Consider the following 19,091-nt stretch of genomic DNA (forward strand, 5'->3'; position numbering starts at 1 on the left):
ATACCCCTTCCGAGAGATAGAGCGAACGGATTACGATGTCGTTCTTTTTTCAATATTAAATTGATCGGATAATAAGAGCCAATTTTGAGGGAAGGATAGACCTAATTTCCAATAAGCAATTCCGTTCAAGTTTAACTCTTTGATGAGGTTGAACTTTGCTTGAATTGATCTAGCATCTTCGAACCATACCTCGTGCTCTTTATTATTGGCATCTGTATAACGAAAATAAGGTGCTTGTGCTGTTTCGTCATATAGAATGGAGGCATTATTACTTCTAGCAATTGCAATCGCTTGTTGGGGACTGACAGCTTTAGCAATAGGGCCGCCTTGAACGTAAGGTAGCGTCCAATCATAGCCGTATAAGTTCTGGCCCATAACAATTTTATTGGCTGGCATAACGGTCAGTGCATATTCAATGACTTGGCGGACAGGTCCAATGGGAGAGACTGCTTGCGCAGGGCCGCCGCTGTATCCCCATTCGTAGGTCATTAATACAACATGATCGACGATCTTCCCAATGGCTTCATAGTCATGAGCTTCATACCATTTTCCCTTTTGCTGACTACTTGTTTTAGGGGCAAGCGCAACAGATATTGTCCATCCTTCTTGATGGAAGCGGGTTGTTGCCTCTCTTAAAAATTGAATGTAAGCATCTTTATCAGCGGGACGTAAATATTCAAAATCAAAATGGATTTCTTTTAATTGATACTTTTTTGCAACACGAACGATTTCATTTAAAAATGTGGCTTTGACAGATTGGTTATTCAAAAGAATTCGCCCAAGTTCATCACTGAATTTATCATTCTCTAGGTTAGTCACCACCATGGATAAAACGGTTCTGCTCTGAGCGGCTATTTGAGGTAGCTGATCTAACGGTGGTTCTTTCAGTGTTCCATCTCTTTGCGCTTGAAAACTAAAGGCGCCTAAATGCGTTAAATATGGAGAGGCCTCTCTAGCTGCTTGTTTTAAGTTTTCACTGACTTGATTTCCCCGTGGTTCAATGTAAGCATTCGAATTAATGTTCCTCTTAGGTCTTTGAGGAATATAGAGCAAGAAGCGAATAGGAAGTATCGCTTCAGGCCGTATTCTATTCACACGTGCCAACTCTTCCACTGAAATTCGAAATCGTCTTCCAATTTGATAAAGTGTGTCATTTTGTTTGACCTCATAAAATTGTCCTCTAATTGGAATGACAATTGTTTGTCCAATGACGAGTTGATTTGGTGTTTCAATATCGTTGGTACGGATGATTTCATTGACTGTTGTTTTAAAACGCATGGCAATTTCGTTTAAAGTATCTCCTCTTTTGACAACATAAATTTGAATAGTCAACGCCCCCTTTGTTATTGCTAACAATTTATGAGGGTTATGGATAAATCATGTTTGATTTTCATTCGTGATCTCTTTAGCAGTGGTGATTTTTGCTAGTAGAACGTTCTCCATCATCGTTAAAGCGTATTCGTTGTCTCTGTCGTCATTTGATGCGATACAATCTTTAGGTACAATTAAGTTGTATTCTCGCATGTATGCGTCATTTGCAGTGAACAGAACGCAAATGTTTCCTGCAATTCCGGTCAAAATGATGTCTTGCACACCTAATTCATTTAAGAGTGTCTCTAATGCAGTTCCATAGAAGGCAGAATGCTTCGGTTTAATTAAGAAGTAATCATCTTTAGATGGTGCCATTTTCTCTAAAATAGGGGCGCTTCTTTCATTTTTACATGTTTCCATCACAGCTTGAATATCAGCCTTCCAGAGACCATAGTGGTCGTTGATATAGATAATCGGCCAATTTTCCTTGAAAGCATGATCTTTAAGAGCTAAAATCTTATTGGTCATTTGCTCTGTTTTATCAGCGAGCACATGTCCCATTTCAAAATCAAAATTATTAATCATGTCGATAATAAGCAGTGCCTTTTGGTGCTTTGACAAAGTAAGACCCCCTTTAAAAGATTGTGCTAATATGTTAACCTCAATATCCTTTTAAAAAACATGAAAAGAGAGCCGTGCTATGACGAGAGATGAACAGTTTATGCAAGAAGCTATTTCTGAAGCCTTAAAAGCAGAACAAATAGGAGAAGTACCAATCGGTGCCATCATCGTTGTTGATGACCAAATTGTGAGCCGAGCTCATAATTTAAGGGAAACAGAGCAGCGTTCAATTGCACATGCAGAATTACTTGCCATTGATGAAGCGTGTAAAACGGCTGGAAGCTGGCGTTTAGAGGATGCTGTACTTTATGTGACGCTTGAACCATGTCCTATGTGTGCGGGAGCGATTGTCCTTTCTAGAGTGAAAAAGGTCGTTTTCGGTGCATACGATCCAAAAGGTGGATGTGCAGGTACTTTAATGAATTTACTGGATGATGAACGGTTCAATCATCAGTCTGAAGTCATTGGTGGTGTACTTGAAAATGAGTGTGGTGAGCTGTTAAGTCAGTTCTTCCGAAATCTCCGTCAGCGAAAGAAACAAGCCAAAAGTAAATGAATGGATGTCGTTTGCAATTTCGGCTATAAGAAGGTATACTTATGTCTGCGTCACTAACAATTTAATATTCATTTTGCCGTGCTAAGCGGGGAGGTAGCGGTGCCCTGTACTCGCAATCCGCTCTAGCGAGGCCGAATCCCTTCTCAAGGTTCGTTTACTTCAAGGTCTGCCTTAAATAAGTGGTGTTGACGTCTGGGTCCTGCGCAATGGGAATTCATGAACCATGTCAGGTCCGGAAGGAAGCAGCATTAAGTGAAACCTCTCATGTGCCGCAGGGTTGCCTGGGCCGAGCTAACTGTTTAAGTAACGCTTGGGGTAGCGAATCGACAGAAGGTGCACGGTAAATCAATATTAAATGTAACTCATCTAGTTAATCTAGGTGAGTTTTTTGTTGCTGTTTAAAGAATAGCTCAGCTGCTTTGTTTATACAAATAGCCAAAAAATCTTTTTAGAGTCTTTTGTTTTTTTATTAATCATGATGAGAACTAGTGTTCTTTATGGTGTGGCAGATCAATTCGAAAATCTAGAAAAAAGGTTTTTGATTCATAGAAAGTAGAAAATCTATAGTTGAAATCATCATTTTCGTTTATTAGAAAATAAAGGTGTGCTTTTGAATTGATCGGTGCATCATGTATAATAAAAAAGATGATAAATGGAGGAGGGCGTATTTGTGAGTTATCAAGCTTTGTATCGAGTGTTCAGACCTCAAGTTTTTGAGGATGTTGTTGGACAAGAACACATCACAAAAACGTTGCAAAATGCCCTTTTGCAGAAGAAGTTTTCTCATGCTTACTTATTTTCAGGTCCTAGAGGAACAGGTAAAACAAGTGCTGCTAAAATCTTTGCGAAGGCAGTGAACTGTGAAAAGTCACCTGTGAGTGAACCTTGTAATGAATGTGATGCCTGTAAAGGGATTACTAACGGCTCGATTTCAGATGTGATCGAAATAGATGCTGCCTCAAACAACGGGGTAGATGAAATCCGTGATATACGTGATAAAGTGAAATTTGCTCCTTCGGCGGTTACATATAAGGTTTATATTATAGATGAAGTACATATGCTCTCTATCGGGGCGTTTAATGCCCTCCTTAAAACGTTAGAGGAGCCGCCCGCTCATTGTATCTTTATTTTGGCTACCACAGAGCCTCATAAGATTCCTCTTACCATCATATCTCGTTGCCAGAGATTTGATTTTAAACGAATCACAACAAAAGATATTGTTGGAAGAATGCAGAAAATTGTAGATGCAGAAAGCCTAAATGTACAAGAGGGCTCGCTCGAGATTATCGCTAGTGCAGCTGATGGCGGTATGCGTGATGCACTAAGCCTCTTAGATCAAGCAATTTCATTTAGTGGTGAGCAACTGACAATTGATGATGCGCTGCTCATTACAGGAGCTGTTTCTCAGCAATTCATTAGTCAGCTAGCCGAAGCAATTTTTGATCAAAATATTGCTGTGGCGTTAGATACCTTAAATGAATTACTTCAGCAGGGGAAAGATGCTGCTAAATTAATAGAGGACATGATTTTTTATTTTAGAGATATGCTGCTTTATAAAACAGCACCAGATCTGGAAGGGGTCCTTGAAAAGGTAAAGGTCGATGAAAATTTCGTGACGCTTTCGGATCGTGTGACACCTCAATTTCTATATGAAACAATTGAAGTGCTGAATAAAAGTCACCAAGAAATGAAATGGACGAATCATCCAAGGATTTTCTTTGAGGTAGCTGTTGTCAAGCTATGTCAGTCAACGGCTGGAATACCACAAGCTCATGCTAACGCTGATTTAACGGCGCTAACGGATAAAATAGATAGGTTGGAACAGGAGCTATCTAGGATAAAAGCTGAGGGTGTGCCAATGTCTCATTCTCATCATCCTCAAGAAAAAAAGGAAGCACCTCGACCACAAACGAGTAACAAAAATGGATACCGTGCACCTGTCGGTCGAATTCACGAGATTCTAAAAGAGGCAAAACGTCCAGAGCTAGAAAAAATTAAAGGTAAATGGGGAGAACTCCTTGCCCACTTGAAACTGCAGAATAAGGTGTCTCACGCTGCACTATTAACGGATAGTGAACCAGTTGCTGCTGCTACTCATGCCTTTGTTTTAAAATTCAAGTTTGAAATACATTGTAAAATGGTTGCTGAAGATAAAAGTGGTGTTCGAACCAACCTTGAGCAGCTACTAGAGTCTATGTTAGGGAAAAGAGTGGAATTAGTTGGCGTTCCTGACGCTCAATGGGGTAAAATAAGAGAAGAATTTTTAAGAGATCATCAGCCAGATGAACAGGCAGATGGTCAGGGGACTCCTGCTGAAGAGGATCCATTGATTGCAGAAGCAGAGAAGTTAGTAGGAACCGATTTAATTGAAATTAAAGATTAATAAAAATGAAAGAGAGTGGTGTTCATATGCGTGGTGGAATGGGAAATATGCAAAAAATGATGAAACAAATGCAAAAAATGCAAAAGGATATGGCTAAGGCTCAAGAAGAGCTTGCAGAAAAAGTCCTTGAAGGTACAGCTGGTGGCGGTATGGTCACTGTAAAAGTAAATGGACAAAAAGAAGTTGTCGATGTAGCAATCAATGAAGAAGTTGTTGATCCAGAAGATATCGATATGCTTCAAGATCTTGTACTTGCAGCGACAAACGATGCATTGAAAAAAGTTGATGAGTTAACAAATGAAACAATGGGTCAATTCACAAAAGGAATGAACATGCCAGGTTTATTCTAGGAGGAATAACTGAAGATGCAATATCCTGAACCAATATCAAAGCTGATTGACAGCTTTATGAAATTGCCAGGAATCGGACCGAAAACTGCGGTCCGTCTGGCTTTTTTTGTTCTTAGTATGCAGGAAGATGTCGTACTAGATTTCGCGAAGGCGCTTGTTAACGCAAAGCGTAATTTAACTTATTGCTCGGTATGCGGCCATATCACAGATCAAGATCCTTGCTATATTTGTGAAGATACAAGAAGAGATCAATCTGTTATCTGTGTAGTACAAGATCCAAAAGATGTGATCGCGATGGAAAAGATGAAAGAATACAACGGCTTATATCATGTACTTCATGGTGCTATTTCGCCAATGGATGGCATTGGTCCAGAGGATATTAAAATTCCTGATCTGTTAAAAAGATTGCAAGACGATCAAGTGACAGAGGCAATCCTTGCAACGAATCCAAACATTGAAGGAGAGGCTACAGCCATGTATATCTCTAGATTGTTGAAACCATCAGGAATTAAACTCTCTCGTATTGCTCACGGACTACCAGTAGGTGGAGACTTAGAGTATGCGGATGAAGTCACACTGTCTAAAGCTCTAGAGGGCAGACGTGAGATGTAGGAAGGAGAAGTACGGTACATGGGTTTTCTTCGCAGAAAATCAATTCGAAAAGAATTCGATGAGAAATTAATTCAACAGCTTTTTAAGCAAAAGGAAGAATGGAACAGACAAAAAAAGCTTGTCGCAAATAGCGTTGAGCCTTCACCGGACATTCTATTCGAATTAAAGCTTGCTCAAGCGAAGTACTTTTTCTATCTAAGAGAAGCGAAAAAGAGGAATTTACGTTTAAACAACTGGAGATAGCAGGTCTATTTTACATAGTCCTCTCATATGCTTGTACTATTCATATGAAGAGGAGATGAGAGGATTATGGAACCTGTTATTGTGATCGGGTCAATTTTGCTTGCTGTACTATTGTTGTTTATGTCAGGTGTTCAAGCGAACCCCATCAAATGGTTAGGGCTGATCGGAATAAAGTTTGTGGCAGGTGCTCTTTTTTTATTTTGCCTCAATCTATTTGGTGAGAGTCTAGGATTACATGTCTCTATTAACCCTGTAACAAGTGGAATCAGTGGTTTATTGGGCATCCCAGGCGTAGCAGCTTTAGTCGTAATTGAAAAATTTATTATTTAATGAAAAATATTGTTGACTTTGATTCTGTATGGTGGTAAATTAATATACGTCGCTGATGACGAAGAAACGAAAAAACATGATAACAAAAAAGTTGTTGACATTAACAATTTAAATGTGGTATGATGTTCTAGTCGCTTCTGAAGCGGTAAACAAGTTCTTTGAAAACTAAACAAGACAAAACGTACCTGTTAATTCGAGTTTTTATAAAAAAATCCTATGAAACATCATAGGTAGTCAGTCAAACGCTGACGAAAAACAAAACTTCGGTTTTGTACTTTTTCGGAGAGTTTGATCCTGGCTCAGGACGAACGCTGGCGGCGTGCCTAATACATGCAAGTCGAGCGAACAGAAGGGAGCTTGCTCCCGGATGTTAGCGGCGGACGGGTGAGTAACACGTGGGTAACCTGCCTGTAAGACTGGGATAACTCCGGGAAACCGGAGCTAATACCGGATAGTTCCTTGAACCGCATGGTTCAAGGATGAAAGACGGTTTCGGCTGTCACTTACAGATGGACCCGCGGCGCATTAGCTAGTTGGTGGGGTAATGGCTCACCAAGGCGACGATGCGTAGCCGACCTGAGAGGGTGATCGGCCACACTGGGACTGAGACACGGCCCAGACTCCTACGGGAGGCAGCAGTAGGGAATCTTCCGCAATGGACGAAAGTCTGACGGAGCAACGCCGCGTGAGTGATGAAGGTTTTCGGATCGTAAAGCTCTGTTGTTAGGGAAGAACAAGTGCGAGAGTAACTGCTCGCACCTTGACGGTACCTAACCAGAAAGCCACGGCTAACTACGTGCCAGCAGCCGCGGTAATACGTAGGTGGCAAGCGTTGTCCGGAATTATTGGGCGTAAAGGGCTCGCAGGCGGTTTCTTAAGTCTGATGTGAAAGCCCCCGGCTCAACCGGGGAGGGTCATTGGAAACTGGGAAACTTGAGTGCAGAAGAGGAGAGTGGAATTCCACGTGTAGCGGTGAAATGCGTAGAGATGTGGAGGAACACCAGTGGCGAAGGCGACTCTCTGGTCTGTAACTGACGCTGAGGAGCGAAAGCGTGGGGAGCGAACAGGATTAGATACCCTGGTAGTCCACGCCGTAAACGATGAGTGCTAAGTGTTAGGGGGTTTCCGCCCCTTAGTGCTGCAGCTAACGCATTAAGCACTCCGCCTGGGGAGTACGGTCGCAAGACTGAAACTCAAAGGAATTGACGGGGGCCCGCACAAGCGGTGGAGCATGTGGTTTAATTCGAAGCAACGCGAAGAACCTTACCAGGTCTTGACATCCTCTGACAACCCTAGAGATAGGGCTTTCCCTTCGGGGACAGAGTGACAGGTGGTGCATGGTTGTCGTCAGCTCGTGTCGTGAGATGTTGGGTTAAGTCCCGCAACGAGCGCAACCCTTGATCTTAGTTGCCAGCATTTAGTTGGGCACTCTAAGGTGACTGCCGGTGACAAACCGGAGGAAGGTGGGGATGACGTCAAATCATCATGCCCCTTATGACCTGGGCTACACACGTGCTACAATGGACAGAACAAAGGGCTGCGAGACCGCAAGGTTTAGCCAATCCCATAAATCTGTTCTCAGTTCGGATCGCAGTCTGCAACTCGACTGCGTGAAGCTGGAATCGCTAGTAATCGCGGATCAGCATGCCGCGGTGAATACGTTCCCGGGCCTTGTACACACCGCCCGTCACACCACGAGAGTTTGTAACACCCGAAGTCGGTGAGGTAACCTTTATGGAGCCAGCCGCCGAAGGTGGGACAGATGATTGGGGTGAAGTCGTAACAAGGTAGCCGTATCGGAAGGTGCGGCTGGATCACCTCCTTTCTAAGGATATATGGAGCAGTGTGCGTTTTCGTCTTGTTTAGTTTTGAAGGAACTTGCAAAAGATCCTACAACATCATATCTTCGATATGAAAGATGGGCCTGTAGCTCAGCTGGTTAGAGCGCACGCCTGATAAGCGTGAGGTCGGTGGTTCGAGTCCACTCAGGCCCACCATCTTCTATTAAATCGGGGCCTTAGCTCAGCTGGGAGAGCGCCTGCCTTGCACGCAGGAGGTCAGCGGTTCGATCCCGCTAGGCTCCACCAACGTGTTCTTTGAAAACTAGATAACAATAAGTAATACATTCACATTGAATGCAATGCAAAGTTCATCACACATAGTGATTCTTTCTAAAGTAAGAAATGGTTAAGTTAGAAAGGGCGCACGGTGGATGCCTTGGCACTAGGAGCCGATGAAGGACGGGACGAACACCGATATGCTTCGGGGAGCTGTAAGCAAGCTTTGATCCGGAGATTTCCGAATGGGGAAACCCACTGCTCGTAATGGAGTAGTATCCATACTTGAATACATAGAGTATGAGAAGGCATACCCGGGGAACTGAAACATCTAAGTACCCGGAGGAAGAGAAAGCAAATGCGATTCCCTGAGTAGCGGCGAGCGAAACGGGAACAGCCCAAACCAAGAGGCTTGCCTCTTGGGGTTGTAGGACACTCTATACGGAGTTACAAAGGAACGATATAAGCGAAGAGGTCTGGAAAGGCCCGCCAAAGAAGGTAACAGCCCTGTAACTGAAATGTTGTTCTCTCCAGAGTGGATCCTGAGTACGGCGGAACACGTGAAATTCCGTCGGAATCCGGGAGGACCATCTCCCAAGGCTAAATACTCCCTAGTGACCGATAGTGAACCAGTACCGTGAGGGAAAGGTGAAAAGCACCCCGGAAGGGGAGTGAAATAGATCCTGAAACCGTGTGCCTACAAGTAGTCAGAGCCCGTTAAAGGGTGATGGCGTGCCTTTTGTAGAATGAACCGGCGAGTTACGATCCCGTGCAAGGTTAAGCAGAAGATGCGGAGCCGCAGCGAAAGCGAGTCTGAATAGGGCGCATGAGTACGTGGTCGTAGACCCGAAACCAGGTGATCTACCCATGTCCAGGGTGAAGTTCAGGTAACACTGAATGGAGGCCCGAACCCACGCACGTTGAAAAGTGCGGGGATGAGGTGTGGGTAGGGGTGAAATGCCAATCGAACCTGGAGATAGCTGGTTCTCTCCGAAATAGCTTTAGGGCTAGCCTCAAGGTAAGAGTCTCGGAGGTAGAGCACTGATTGGACTAGGGGCCCCTACCGGGTTACCGAATTCAGTCAAACTCCGAATGCCGATGACTTATCCTTGGGAGTCAGACTGCGAGTGATAAGATCCGTAGTCGAAAGGGAAACAGCCCAGACCGCCAGCTAAGGTCCCAAAGTATACGTTAAGTGGAAAAGGATGTGGAGTTGCTTAGACAACCAGGATGTTGGCTTAGAAGCAGCCACCATTTAAAGAGTGCGTAATAGCTCACTGGTCGAGTGACTCTGCGCCGAAAATGTACCGGGGCTAAACGTATCACCGAAGCTGCGGACTGTTCTTACGAACAGTGGTAGGAGAGCGTTCTAAGTGCTGTGAAGTCAGACCGGAAGGACTGGTGGAGCGCTTAGAAGTGAGAATGCCGGTATGAGTAGCGAAAGACGGGTGAGAATCCCGTCCACCGAATGCCTAAGGTTTCCTGAGGAAGGCTCGTCCGCTCAGGGTTAGTCGGGACCTAAGCCGAGGCCGAAAGGCGTAGGCGATGGACAACAGGTTGATATTCCTGTACCACCTCCTCACCATTTGAGCAATGGGGGGACGCAGGAGGATAGGGTAAGCGCGGTATTGGATATCCGCGTCCAAGCAGTTAGGCTGGGAAATAGGCAAATCCGTTTCCCGTAAAGGCTGAGCTGTGATGGCGAGCGAAATTTAGTAGCGAAGTTCCTGATTCCACACTGCCAAGAAAAGCCTCTAGCGAGGTGAGAGGTGCCCGTACCGCAAACCGACACAGGTAGGCGAGGAGAGAATCCTAAGGTGATCGAGAGAACTCTCGTTAAGGAACTCGGCAAAATGACCCCGTAACTTCGGGAGAAGGGGTGCTTCTTAGGGTGTTAAAGCCCCGAGAAGCCGCAGTGAATAGGCCCAGGCGACTGTTTAGCAAAAACACAGGTCTCTGCGAAGCCGTAAGGCGAAGTATAGGGGCTGACGCCTGCCCGGTGCTGGAAGGTTAAGAGGAGCGCTTAGCGTAAGCGAAGGTGCGAATTGAAGCCCCAGTAAACGGCGGCCGTAACTATAACGGTCCTAAGGTAGCGAAATTCCTTGTCGGGTAAGTTCCGACCCGCACGAAAGGCGCAACGATCTGGGCACTGTCTCAACGAGAGACTCGGTGAAATTATAGTACCTGTGAAGATGCAGGTTACCCGCGACAGGACGGAAAGACCCCGTGGAGCTTTACTGCAGCCTGATATTGAATGTTGGTACAGCTTGTACAGGATAGGTAGGAGCCTTGGAAACCGGAGCGCTAGCTTCGGTGGAGGCATCGGTGGGATACTACCCTGGCTGTATTGACCTTCTAACCCGCTGCCCTTATCGGGCAGGGAGACAGTGTCAGGTGGGCAGTTTGACTGGGGCGGTCGCCTCCTAAAATGTAACGGAGGCGCCCAAAGGTTCCCTCAGAATGGTTGGAAATCATTCGCAGAGTGTAAAGGCACAAGGGAGCTTGACTGCGAGACCTACAAGTCGAGCAGGGACGAAAGTCGGGCTTAGTGATCCGGTGGTTCCGCATGGAAGGGCCATCGCTCAACGGATAAAAGCTACCCCGGGGATAACAGGCTTATCTCCCCCAAGAGTCCACATCGACGGGGAGGTTTGGCACCTCGATGTCGGCTCATCGCATCCTGGGGCTGTAGTCGGTCCCAAGGGTTGGGCTGTTCGCCCATTAAAGCGGTACGCGAGCTGGGTTCAGAACGTCGTGAGACAGTTCGGTCCCTATCCGTCGCGGGCGCAGGAAATTTGAGAGGAGCTGTCCTTAGTACGAGAGGACCGGGATGGACGCACCGCTGGTGTACCAGTTGTTCTGCCAAGGGCATCGCTGGGTAGCTATGTGCGGACGGGATAAGTGCTGAAAGCATCTAAGCATGAAGCCCCCCTCAAGATGAGATTTCCCATTCCGCAAGGAAGTAAGATCCCTGAAAGATGATCAGGTTGATAGGTCTGAGGTGGAAGCGTGGTGACACGTGGAGCTGACAGATACTAATAGATCGAGGACTTAACCTATATTCTAATGTGAAGCTTGAACATTGTTATCTAGTTTTGAGAGAACATTCTCTCCATCAGGTTTGGTGGCGATAGCGAAGAGGTCACACCCGTTCCCATACCGAACACGGAAGTTAAGCTCTTCAGCGCCGATGGTAGTTGGGGGTCTCCCCCTGTGAGAGTAGGACGCCGCCAAGCTTTTCTAAGGATCAGTTCCATAAGGAACTGGTCTTTTTTGTTTTTTAAGAAAAGGAACAAACACCCGATCTGACATGGATACATATACTAAACTACCATCTAAAACATTCTTAATTTTGTATACAATTGAAAGCGCTAGGGCATACTGAAGCTATAAGTGGAGGTGTCACAATGAGCATAAAAGAGCGAGAAGCGATTTGTTTGATTTGTGAAGAGAAAAAGACAAAGGGAATTTATTTATATCATCAGTTTTTGTGCCGCGACTGTGAGCGAAAGTTAATTTCTACATCGACCTCGGATCCTAGCTATTCCGATTATGTGAGAAAGCTTAAAAATCTTCATACGCCGCCTTTGTATTCATAGACCACTAGATGGTCTTTTTTTATGAGCTATGAAGGATTGGGCTTGTTTTTTGGAACTTAGTTTGGACATCATCCGTAATTCATAATAAGATAAACAGAGAGCCTGATTATTCATAGGAGTCGATGAACATGAAATCAATCTTTTATACATTTATATGGGCCATCCTCTCTACTTTTTTTTCGCTTGTGATTTTAACCGTCAGTATAGGGGTTTTCCATCATCATGCTGGATTATCGATACTGTATGCGATGATTGGGTGGGGCGTGATGTTTGTAGGGAGCAGATGGACTGCTTTCCAATTGTTTTTAAAGAAACACGGACTGTCTCGAAGTGATTATGTATATATCAAACAGCATTTAAAAGAAGCAGGACAAAAGCTTGTGCGTTTAAAAAAAGCTTTATTTGCTGTGAAAAACGTACAAACGATCAAATATAATTATGAAGTTTTTCGGCTTGCGCGACGAATCTATACAATAACAAAAAAAGAGCCTAATCGCTTTTATGATGCACAGCGTTTTTATTTTGAAAGCTTGGATTCTGTCGTTGAACTAACTGAGAAATATGCACTATTGTATAATCAGCCCAATCGTAGTCATGAGCTGGAAATGACATTGAGCCAAACCCGAGTGACATTGACAGAGCTGCAAAAGCAATTGACGAATGATTTGCAGCAAGTGTTAGGAAGAGATATAGAAGCTCTTCATATTGAGCTTGAAGTAGCTGATAAAATGATGAAGAAATAGATGAAAGGAGTCAAACTCGATGAAACCGGAAGATCACGCCACAACACCGCCTATCCCCAATACAGATCTTCAGTTTCGGGTGTTTGATACCTTATCTGATGAAGAGAAAAACGAAGCTGTGCAGCGAGCTCAGCAGATCCCTGAAAATCCGCAAAAGCTCCTTTTCTATGGTACACGTGTGCAGGAACGACTATTGGAACAATCACAACAGATGATGAAATATGTTGAGAAAAAAGATATTGATCAAATAGGAGACGTGCTGGAGGCCTTTTTGCAGCAGCTACATGTAGTGGAGCCTGAGGATTTAGTGCCAAAGAAACAGGGTTTTTTTTTGAAATGGTTTCAACGGGATAAGCGATCTACTCAGGAGATCATATCACGTTTTCAACATGCAAAATCACAGATCGAGAGATTGTCAGCAAGGCTTCGATATGCAAGAGGCGTATTAATCTCGGACCATATGTTATTAGAGCGTTTATTTGAAGAAAATCAAACATATTTACAAGAGATGACGATGCAGGTTGCCGCAGTTGAAGCGAAAATGACAACGTTAGAGCAGCAGCCTCTTTCAGAAACGCAACTTTCTGTTGAACGGACGTTAGAGGAGCAATTGATGAGTCAAGAAGTCAATGAAGAAGAGTATGTGGAGAGACTAAAGGAACGAAAGTATGATTTGCTGTTAAGCCGGCAAATTGCATTGCAATGTAATGCTCAAATTCGGATGATCCAGCATACGAATCATACATTGGCCAATCACATTCAATCAACTGTTTCAGCATCTATTCCTCTATGGATCAACCAAATGTCGATTGCATTAACGCATATTCAGCAGCGGGCCAATTCAGTTCTTGAGGACCGAATCCAAAAAACATATGAAAATGTATCGAAACAGCAGGGGCAGATTTTTGAAGAGGCATCTTTAGCCCCTATAGATACCTTGAAAAAGGTTCAACGTCAATTAGCTGAAACATTACAGGAAACGTTACAGGTGAAAGAGCATGGAAGCCAAGAGCGAGCTCAATTGAAAAGCAGTATGTATGAGGCAGAGCAGCAGTTGGCGAATCCAATAAAGGAATGAGAAACCATCTTTCGGTTCACTTGTTTGGACGTTATAATAGACTTAAGATATCGTTAAAGTGAAAAGGGTCGATTTGTTTGAGAACACCTTTATATACAGCATTAGCACAGCATGCGGAAAAGAAGCCTTATTCTTTTCACGTTCCAGGACATCACAATGGAGATGTCTTTTTTGATGAGGCACGGTCTCACTATGCTTCAATCCTTCAATTGGATGTGACGGAGCTTGAAGGCCTAGATGATCTTCATCACCCGACTGGGGTCATCCAAGAGGCAGAACATTTATTGACTAAGCTATATGGTTCAGATCAAAGCTTCTTCCTTGTGAATGGTACAACAGTCGGAAATTTGGCGATGGTGATGACAGCATGCCGCACGGGAGACGAGATTTTTGTTCAGCGTAATTGCCATAAGTCTGTCTTTCATGCGATCGAGCTTGCAGGGGCAACGCCTATTCTGATAGACGCTGAGATAGACGCACACTTGCACGTTCCAACACATGTGACGGAAGATATAGTGAGAAAAGCCATAGCAAGACATCCTCATTGCCGGGCAATCGTTTTGACTTATCCGAACTACTACGGACATGCAGCTGATTTATCAAAGCTGATTCACATGTGTCATGAAGCAGGAATGGTTGTTTTGGTTGATGAGGCACATGGTGCGCATTTTGTATTAGGCGGTGCCTTTCCTCTATCTGCTCTTTCCTATGGAGCGGACGTGGTGGTACAATCAGCACATAAAACCCTTCCGGCAATGACGATGGGTTCCTATCTTCATCTTCAAGGGGACCGAATCGATGCGAAGCGTTTGAAAACCTTGCTCACGATGCTTCAAAGTAGTTCGCCCTCTTATCCAATTATGGCCTCATTAGATGTAGCAAGAGCTTATGTCGAGGAGATCAAAGGAAAAGGGACATTGGATGTAATCATGAAAGAACTGACAGAGCTGAAAGATCAGTTCAACCGTCTGACCCATCTTGAAGTGGTTGAACCTGACTCGCTACATTCCGATCCTTTAAAATGCGTCATTCGATCAACAAAAGGACTGACTGGTTACGAACTAAAGCAGGTGCTTGAATCAGTGGATGTTCATCCAGAGCTTGCGGACGAACATCAGGTTTTACTTGTACTTAGCTTAGAACAGAGGAAGGACGTCCCTTTCAAGCGGATCGAGCAGGCTCTTAAGCAAAGTGATTCATTGCTCAAAGGAAAAAAATATACCCAAAATGAGACGGTATCTATTGAGACTGATGAACAAAATCAAGATATAGAGGCTGTCCCATTTGAACATGCAGCAGGCCGGATGAGTGCAGAATCCATTATTCCCTATCCACCTGGAATTCCTTTGATGATTAAGGGAGAGCGTATTGAAAAAGAACAAATTGAAGCGTTAAACCGTTTGCTTGGTCACGAGGTTCATATTCAAGCAAGTCAGGTCATTCATCAGAGAAAATTATATGTTTATATAGAAGAGGAGACACTATGAGCGGTATGTTTATTACGTTTGAAGGGCCAGAGGGTGCCGGAAAAACGACAGTGATACGAAAAGTGTACGAAGAAATGGAACGTCAAGGATATGCAGTGATGGCGACACGCGAGCCGGGTGGCATTGACATTGCTGAGCAGATCCGTGAAGTCATTTTAAATGAAAAAAATACAAAAATGGACGCGAAAACAGAGGCATTGCTGTATGCAGCAGCAAGAAGGCAGCATTTGGCTGAAAAGGTAGAACCGGCATTGCAGCGCGGAGAGACAGTCTTGTGTGATCGTTTTGTTGATAGCTCTCTTGCTTATCAAGGCTATGCGAGAGGGCTTGGAATTGACCAAGTCAGATCAATTAACGACTTTGCTATTAATGGCACGATGCCGCAAATGACGATTTACTTTTCCATTACACCTGAGGAAGGGCTAAAGCGAATTCACGCCAATCAAGGAAGAGAAAAGAATCGATTAGACATGGAGACGCTGAATTTCCACCAGTTGGTCAGAGAAGGCTATGAACTACTTATTGCGCAATCACCAGAACGATTCCATGTAGTGGATGCTTCTCAGCCGATGCAAAATGTTTATGAAGAAGTACTTCGAGTGATTCAGGACACATTAAAGAAAAATCAAATATGACCTCATTCCCAATCGTTGTTATAATATAGAGGAAGACATCGGCATGTCACCTGTGCCTAAAACAAAGGAGGCCAATCAAATGAAATTAATTGTTGCCGTTGTACAGGACCAAGATAGCAGCAAGTTGTTGAAAATATTGACTGAACATCAATTCGGCGTGACAAAATTAGCTTCAACTGGTGGGTTTTTAAAGTCTGGGAATACGACTTTTATCATTGGTTGTGATGATGTCCGAGTGGATAAAGCATTGCAGCTTATAAAAGAAAATTGCCGCAAACGTGATCAAATGATTGCACCTGTATCTCCAATGGGTGGTAACGCAGATTCATATGTACCATACCCTGTTGAGGTTGAAGTTGGTGGAGCTACTGTCTTTATTCTGCCAGTTGAACAATTTCATCAATTCTAAGGATGGGTTGCTGTGAAAATTAATCAAGATATGCGGCTGCTTTTAGAAAAGCGTGAACTCCAAGGCATGAAAGGAAGCCAGACATCTGCCTCCTTTAAAGCATCGATGGAGACGCAAAGCGGCAAAATGCGCTTAGAGCAGCTGACGGTTATGCTGAGTGATATCGAAGTGTTCGGTAAAAAGCTGACAAAGTCACGAAACTTAAAGGACTTGGCTAGGTTTAAAGGTCTTGTGAAGCGCTTTGTGAAAGAGACAGTCGATAATGGGTTAAATATAGAAACATCAAGAAGCTTTGACATTTATGGCAACACGCGTACACTCGCTTTAGTCAAAGCATTAGATGAAAAGCTGATTGAATTAACAGAGGATATGATGGACCAAGAGAAGCCATCTATTGATTTGCTTGAACGTATTGGAGAAATAAAAGGTTTATTGATTAACCTTTACACATAGAGAGTGATAACATGGCAATTAGCTGGGATGACATGAATGATTTGCAGCCGCGCGTCATGCGGCTGATTTTTAATAGTATTGATAAAGACCGACTTGCGCATGCCTACTTATTTGAAGGAAAAAAAGGTACTGGTAAGCGGGATGCTGCGATGCTTTTGGCTAAGAGCTTTTTTTGCTTGGAATCAGGAGTGGAACCGTGTGAATCCTGTCAAAACTGCAAAAGGATTGAGTCAGGAAACCATCCCGATTTACATCTCGTGCAGCCTGATGGTCAATCAATTAAGAAAGCGCAAGTACAGGCATTGCAAGAGGAATTTACAAAAGCAGGTGTGGAATCTCACCGAAAAATGTATATCATTCTTCATGCGGACAAAATGACGGTCAATGCCGCGAACAGTTTATTAAAGTTCCTAGAGGAGCCTAACCGGGAAACGATGGCAATTTTAATCACTGAGCAATCGCATAAAATGTTGGATACGATTATTTCAAGATGTCAGATGCTCAGCTTTCAGCCGCTGCAGCCACAATCCTTGGAGCAGCAGCTATTACAAGAAGGCGTATCTCAGCATCTTGCAAGGCTTTTGTCGAATTTAACCAACAATTTAGCAGAAGCACTCGAATTAAGTCGAAATGATCAGTTTGCAGAGTCTAGAGCGAAAGTGATAAAATTGTATGAAGTCTTACACCAGCGAAAAGAACATGCATTTTTTTATATACAAGATCAATGGATGCCTTTTTTCAAAGAGAAAGACCTTCAAGAAACAGGTCTGGATATGCTTTTATTTATATATCGTGATGTATTGTCGATTCAAATAGGAAATGAAGATAAAGTCATTTATCAAGACTTATTCCAGACAATGAAGCAGCACGCGCTGCATTCCACACAGCAGATGGTGACGAACCAGATCCTTGCTGTATTAGAAGCGAAAAAGAGACTTCAATCCAACGTGAATGCCCAAGGGCTGATGGAGCAATTGGTGTTGATGTTGCAGGAGGGATAAGCTTGTACAACGTAATTGGTGTTCGCTTTAAAAAAGCGGGCAAAATCTATTATTTCGATCCTAATGGATTTCATATAGAAAATGATAGTTGTGTCATTGTAGAGACGGTCAGAGGAGTTGAGTACGGACAAGTGGTCATCGCTAATAAAAAAGTAGATGAACACGATGTCGTTCTTCCTCTGCGTAAGGTGATTCGTGTAGCAGATGAACGAGACCGGCTCATCGTTGAGGAAAACAAAGAGGCAGCGATGACAGCCTTTGATACATGTCTTCAGAAGGTAAGTGAACATGGGCTTGAAATGAAGCTGGTTGATGTTGAATTTACATTTGACCGAAACAAGGTCATCTTCTACTTCACAGCGGATGGCAGAGTAGATTTCCGCGAGCTAGTGAAGGATCTTGCATCGATCTTCAAAACGAGAATTGAACTTCGCCAGATTGGTGTAAGAGACGAGGCAAAAATGCTGGGTGGCATAGGACCTTGCGGGCGAATGCTTTGCTGTTCGACATTCTTAGGAGACTTTGAACCAGTATCCATTAAGATGGCAAAAGATCAAAACTTGTCGCTAAATCCCACAAAAATTTCAGGGCTTTGCGGTCGTTTGATGTGCTGCTTGAAGTATGAGAATGATGAGTATGAAACAGCGAAAGAACAATTGCCTGATATCGGTGAAACGATTCAAACATCTAGTGGCTCTGCAAAGGTAGTAGGGCTCAACATTTTAGAACGAATTTTGCAAGTTGAATTAACCGGGCAAGAAAAAGTGGTAGAATATACTTGGGAAGAATTATTACAAGAAGGCGTTGTATCTGCACAAACAACTGAGTAACGAGGTGTGCCACCTTGGATAAAAAGGAACTATTTGATACGGTGATCAATTTAGAAGAACAAATTGGTTCTCTTTATCGCCAGTTAGGTGATTTGAAAAATCATATCGGTGAAGTGATTGAAGAAAATCATCAGCTGCAGATGGAGAATCAGCACTTGCGTGAACGTCTGGATCAGTCCGATCGGGACAAATCGTCTGAGACAGAGAATGATTCTGCTCAGAAACCAGGTCATTCTGATATAGGAGAAGGTCATGATAACCTGGCTCGGTTATATCAGGAGGGCTTCCATATTTGCAATGTACATTATGGGAGCATACGTAAAGAGGGAGACTGTTTGTTCTGTCTGTCATTTTTAAATAAAAAATGAGAAAAGGCTTCCGCTGAATCGGAAG

Annotated in this window: 18 protein-coding genes, 2 tRNA genes, 3 rRNA genes and 1 other RNA gene; 22 read left to right on the forward strand and 2 right to left on the reverse strand. The window is 43.7% G+C overall.

The annotated features are described in order from the left end of the window. Window positions 1-30: 30 nt before the first annotated feature. Both MHI33_RS00120 and MHI33_RS00125 read right to left on the reverse strand, forming a co-directional pair. Window positions 31-1,278, reverse strand: coding sequence for a glycoside hydrolase family 18 protein (locus MHI33_RS00120; RefSeq protein WP_235355576.1), 1,248 nt, complete (start codon window positions 1,276-1,278; stop codon window positions 31-33). A 99-nt stretch (window positions 1,279-1,377) separates the two neighbouring features. Then, the gene (locus MHI33_RS00125; protein WP_065097772.1) at window positions 1,378-1,932 is read right to left on the reverse strand and encodes an isochorismatase family cysteine hydrolase; all 555 of its coding nucleotides are present in this window, start codon (window positions 1,930-1,932) and stop codon (window positions 1,378-1,380) included. 79 nt (window positions 1,933-2,011) lie between these two features. Between MHI33_RS00125 and tadA the strand changes: the two genes are divergently transcribed. The 22 genes from tadA to yabA all read left to right on the forward strand — a co-directional run bounded on the left by tadA (window position 2,012) and on the right by yabA (window position 19,066). After that, window positions 2,012-2,488: a tRNA adenosine(34) deaminase TadA gene (gene tadA / locus MHI33_RS00130; RefSeq protein ID WP_044140444.1), complete on the forward strand. Its 477-nt coding sequence runs from the start codon at window positions 2,012-2,014 to the stop codon at window positions 2,486-2,488. A 76-nt stretch (window positions 2,489-2,564) separates the two neighbouring features. Beyond that, an RNA gene (gene ffs, locus MHI33_RS00135) (signal recognition particle sRNA large type) lies at window positions 2,565-2,829 on the forward strand. Between the two features lie 329 nt (window positions 2,830-3,158). Then, window positions 3,159-4,871: a DNA polymerase III subunit gamma/tau gene (dnaX, locus tag MHI33_RS00140; RefSeq protein ID WP_065097771.1), complete on the forward strand. Its 1,713-nt coding sequence runs from the start codon at window positions 3,159-3,161 to the stop codon at window positions 4,869-4,871. Window positions 4,872-4,897: 26 nt separating this feature from the next. Then, window positions 4,898-5,221: a YbaB/EbfC family nucleoid-associated protein gene (locus MHI33_RS00145; protein ID WP_008342011.1), complete on the forward strand. Its 324-nt coding sequence runs from the start codon at window positions 4,898-4,900 to the stop codon at window positions 5,219-5,221. A 15-nt stretch (window positions 5,222-5,236) separates the two neighbouring features. After that, the gene (gene recR, locus MHI33_RS00150) at window positions 5,237-5,833 is read left to right on the forward strand and encodes a recombination protein RecR (RefSeq protein WP_340908240.1); all 597 of its coding nucleotides are present in this window, start codon (window positions 5,237-5,239) and stop codon (window positions 5,831-5,833) included. Window positions 5,834-5,851: 18 nt separating this feature from the next. Further along, window positions 5,852-6,076: a YaaL family protein gene (locus MHI33_RS00155; protein ID WP_003218088.1), complete on the forward strand. Its 225-nt coding sequence runs from the start codon at window positions 5,852-5,854 to the stop codon at window positions 6,074-6,076. Window positions 6,077-6,142: 66 nt separating this feature from the next. Further along, window positions 6,143-6,406, forward strand: coding sequence for a pro-sigmaK processing inhibitor BofA family protein (locus MHI33_RS00160; RefSeq protein WP_003218084.1), 264 nt, complete (start codon window positions 6,143-6,145; stop codon window positions 6,404-6,406). A gap of 276 nt (window positions 6,407-6,682) precedes the next feature. Beyond that, window positions 6,683-8,231, forward strand: a 16S ribosomal RNA gene (locus MHI33_RS00165). Window positions 8,232-8,326: 95 nt separating this feature from the next. After that, window positions 8,327-8,403: transfer RNA gene (locus MHI33_RS00170), tRNA-Ile, on the forward strand. A gap of 14 nt (window positions 8,404-8,417) precedes the next feature. After that, a tRNA-Ala gene (locus tag MHI33_RS00175) sits at window positions 8,418-8,493 on the forward strand. Window positions 8,494-8,591: 98 nt separating this feature from the next. Then, window positions 8,592-11,522: ribosomal RNA gene (locus MHI33_RS00180) — 23S ribosomal RNA — on the forward strand. 61 nt (window positions 11,523-11,583) lie between these two features. After that, window positions 11,584-11,699: ribosomal RNA gene (rrf, locus tag MHI33_RS00185) — 5S ribosomal RNA — on the forward strand. The 16S, 23S and 5S rRNA genes sit together here with 2 tRNA genes alongside, the layout of an rRNA operon. A gap of 171 nt (window positions 11,700-11,870) precedes the next feature. Continuing rightward, entirely contained in the window at window positions 11,871-12,062 is a 192-nt protein-coding gene (locus MHI33_RS00190) for a sigma factor G inhibitor Gin (protein ID WP_044140383.1), read from the forward strand. Window positions 12,063-12,190: 128 nt separating this feature from the next. Further along, window positions 12,191-12,805: a 5-bromo-4-chloroindolyl phosphate hydrolysis family protein gene (locus MHI33_RS00195; RefSeq protein ID WP_106067705.1), complete on the forward strand. Its 615-nt coding sequence runs from the start codon at window positions 12,191-12,193 to the stop codon at window positions 12,803-12,805. Between the two features lie 19 nt (window positions 12,806-12,824). Continuing rightward, entirely contained in the window at window positions 12,825-13,883 is a 1,059-nt protein-coding gene (locus tag MHI33_RS00200; protein ID WP_065097672.1) for a toxic anion resistance protein, read from the forward strand. A 77-nt stretch (window positions 13,884-13,960) separates the two neighbouring features. Further along, window positions 13,961-15,370 (forward strand): aminotransferase class I/II-fold pyridoxal phosphate-dependent enzyme, encoded by a 1,410-nt coding sequence (locus MHI33_RS00205; protein WP_340908251.1) that lies wholly within the window; start codon window positions 13,961-13,963, stop codon window positions 15,368-15,370. Next, entirely contained in the window at window positions 15,367-16,005 is a 639-nt protein-coding gene (gene tmk, locus MHI33_RS00210; RefSeq protein WP_106067703.1) for a dTMP kinase, read from the forward strand. The genes MHI33_RS00205 and tmk overlap by 4 nt, the downstream gene beginning before the upstream one ends. A 79-nt stretch (window positions 16,006-16,084) precedes the next feature. Next, window positions 16,085-16,414: a cyclic-di-AMP receptor gene (locus MHI33_RS00215; RefSeq protein WP_012008640.1), complete on the forward strand. Its 330-nt coding sequence runs from the start codon at window positions 16,085-16,087 to the stop codon at window positions 16,412-16,414. A 12-nt stretch (window positions 16,415-16,426) separates the two neighbouring features. Further along, on the forward strand, window positions 16,427-16,867 hold the full coding sequence (locus tag MHI33_RS00220; RefSeq protein WP_044140388.1) for a YaaR family protein: 441 nt from the start codon (window positions 16,427-16,429) through the stop codon (window positions 16,865-16,867). Between the two features lie 11 nt (window positions 16,868-16,878). Beyond that, entirely contained in the window at window positions 16,879-17,868 is a 990-nt protein-coding gene (holB, locus tag MHI33_RS00225; protein ID WP_065097669.1) for a DNA polymerase III subunit delta', read from the forward strand. A 2-nt stretch (window positions 17,869-17,870) separates the two neighbouring features. Further along, window positions 17,871-18,698: a PSP1 domain-containing protein gene (locus MHI33_RS00230; protein WP_003217932.1), complete on the forward strand. Its 828-nt coding sequence runs from the start codon at window positions 17,871-17,873 to the stop codon at window positions 18,696-18,698. 14 nt (window positions 18,699-18,712) lie between these two features. Beyond that, window positions 18,713-19,066: a DNA replication initiation control protein YabA gene (gene yabA, locus MHI33_RS00235; RefSeq protein ID WP_003217957.1), complete on the forward strand. Its 354-nt coding sequence runs from the start codon at window positions 18,713-18,715 to the stop codon at window positions 19,064-19,066. The last annotated feature ends 25 nt before the right edge of the window (window positions 19,067-19,091 follow it).

This window comes from Bacillus sp. FSL K6-2971 (assembly GCF_038006405.1).
Classification (GTDB): Bacteria; Bacillota; Bacilli; order Bacillales; family Bacillaceae; genus Bacillus; species Bacillus pumilus.

Coding starts and splice junctions, on each gene's coding strand:
- MHI33_RS00120 (WP_235355576.1), bottom strand. CDS start 1,278: ATGCGTTTTAAAACAACAGTCAATGAAATCATCCGTACCAACGATATT.
- tadA (WP_044140444.1), top strand. CDS start 2,012: ATGACGAGAGATGAACAGTTTATGCAAGAAGCTATTTCTGAAGCCTTA.
- MHI33_RS00145 (WP_008342011.1), top strand. CDS start 4,898: ATGCGTGGTGGAATGGGAAATATGCAAAAAATGATGAAACAAATGCAA.
- recR (WP_340908240.1), top strand. CDS start 5,237: ATGCAATATCCTGAACCAATATCAAAGCTGATTGACAGCTTTATGAAA.
- MHI33_RS00155 (WP_003218088.1), top strand. CDS start 5,852: ATGGGTTTTCTTCGCAGAAAATCAATTCGAAAAGAATTCGATGAGAAA.
- MHI33_RS00160 (WP_003218084.1), top strand. CDS start 6,143: ATGGAACCTGTTATTGTGATCGGGTCAATTTTGCTTGCTGTACTATTG.
- MHI33_RS00190 (WP_044140383.1), top strand. CDS start 11,871: ATGAGCATAAAAGAGCGAGAAGCGATTTGTTTGATTTGTGAAGAGAAA.
- MHI33_RS00195 (WP_106067705.1), top strand. CDS start 12,191: ATGAAATCAATCTTTTATACATTTATATGGGCCATCCTCTCTACTTTT.
- MHI33_RS00200 (WP_065097672.1), top strand. CDS start 12,825: ATGAAACCGGAAGATCACGCCACAACACCGCCTATCCCCAATACAGAT.
- tmk (WP_106067703.1), top strand. CDS start 15,367: ATGAGCGGTATGTTTATTACGTTTGAAGGGCCAGAGGGTGCCGGAAAA.
- MHI33_RS00215 (WP_012008640.1), top strand. CDS start 16,085: ATGAAATTAATTGTTGCCGTTGTACAGGACCAAGATAGCAGCAAGTTG.
- holB (WP_065097669.1), top strand. CDS start 16,879: ATGGCAATTAGCTGGGATGACATGAATGATTTGCAGCCGCGCGTCATG.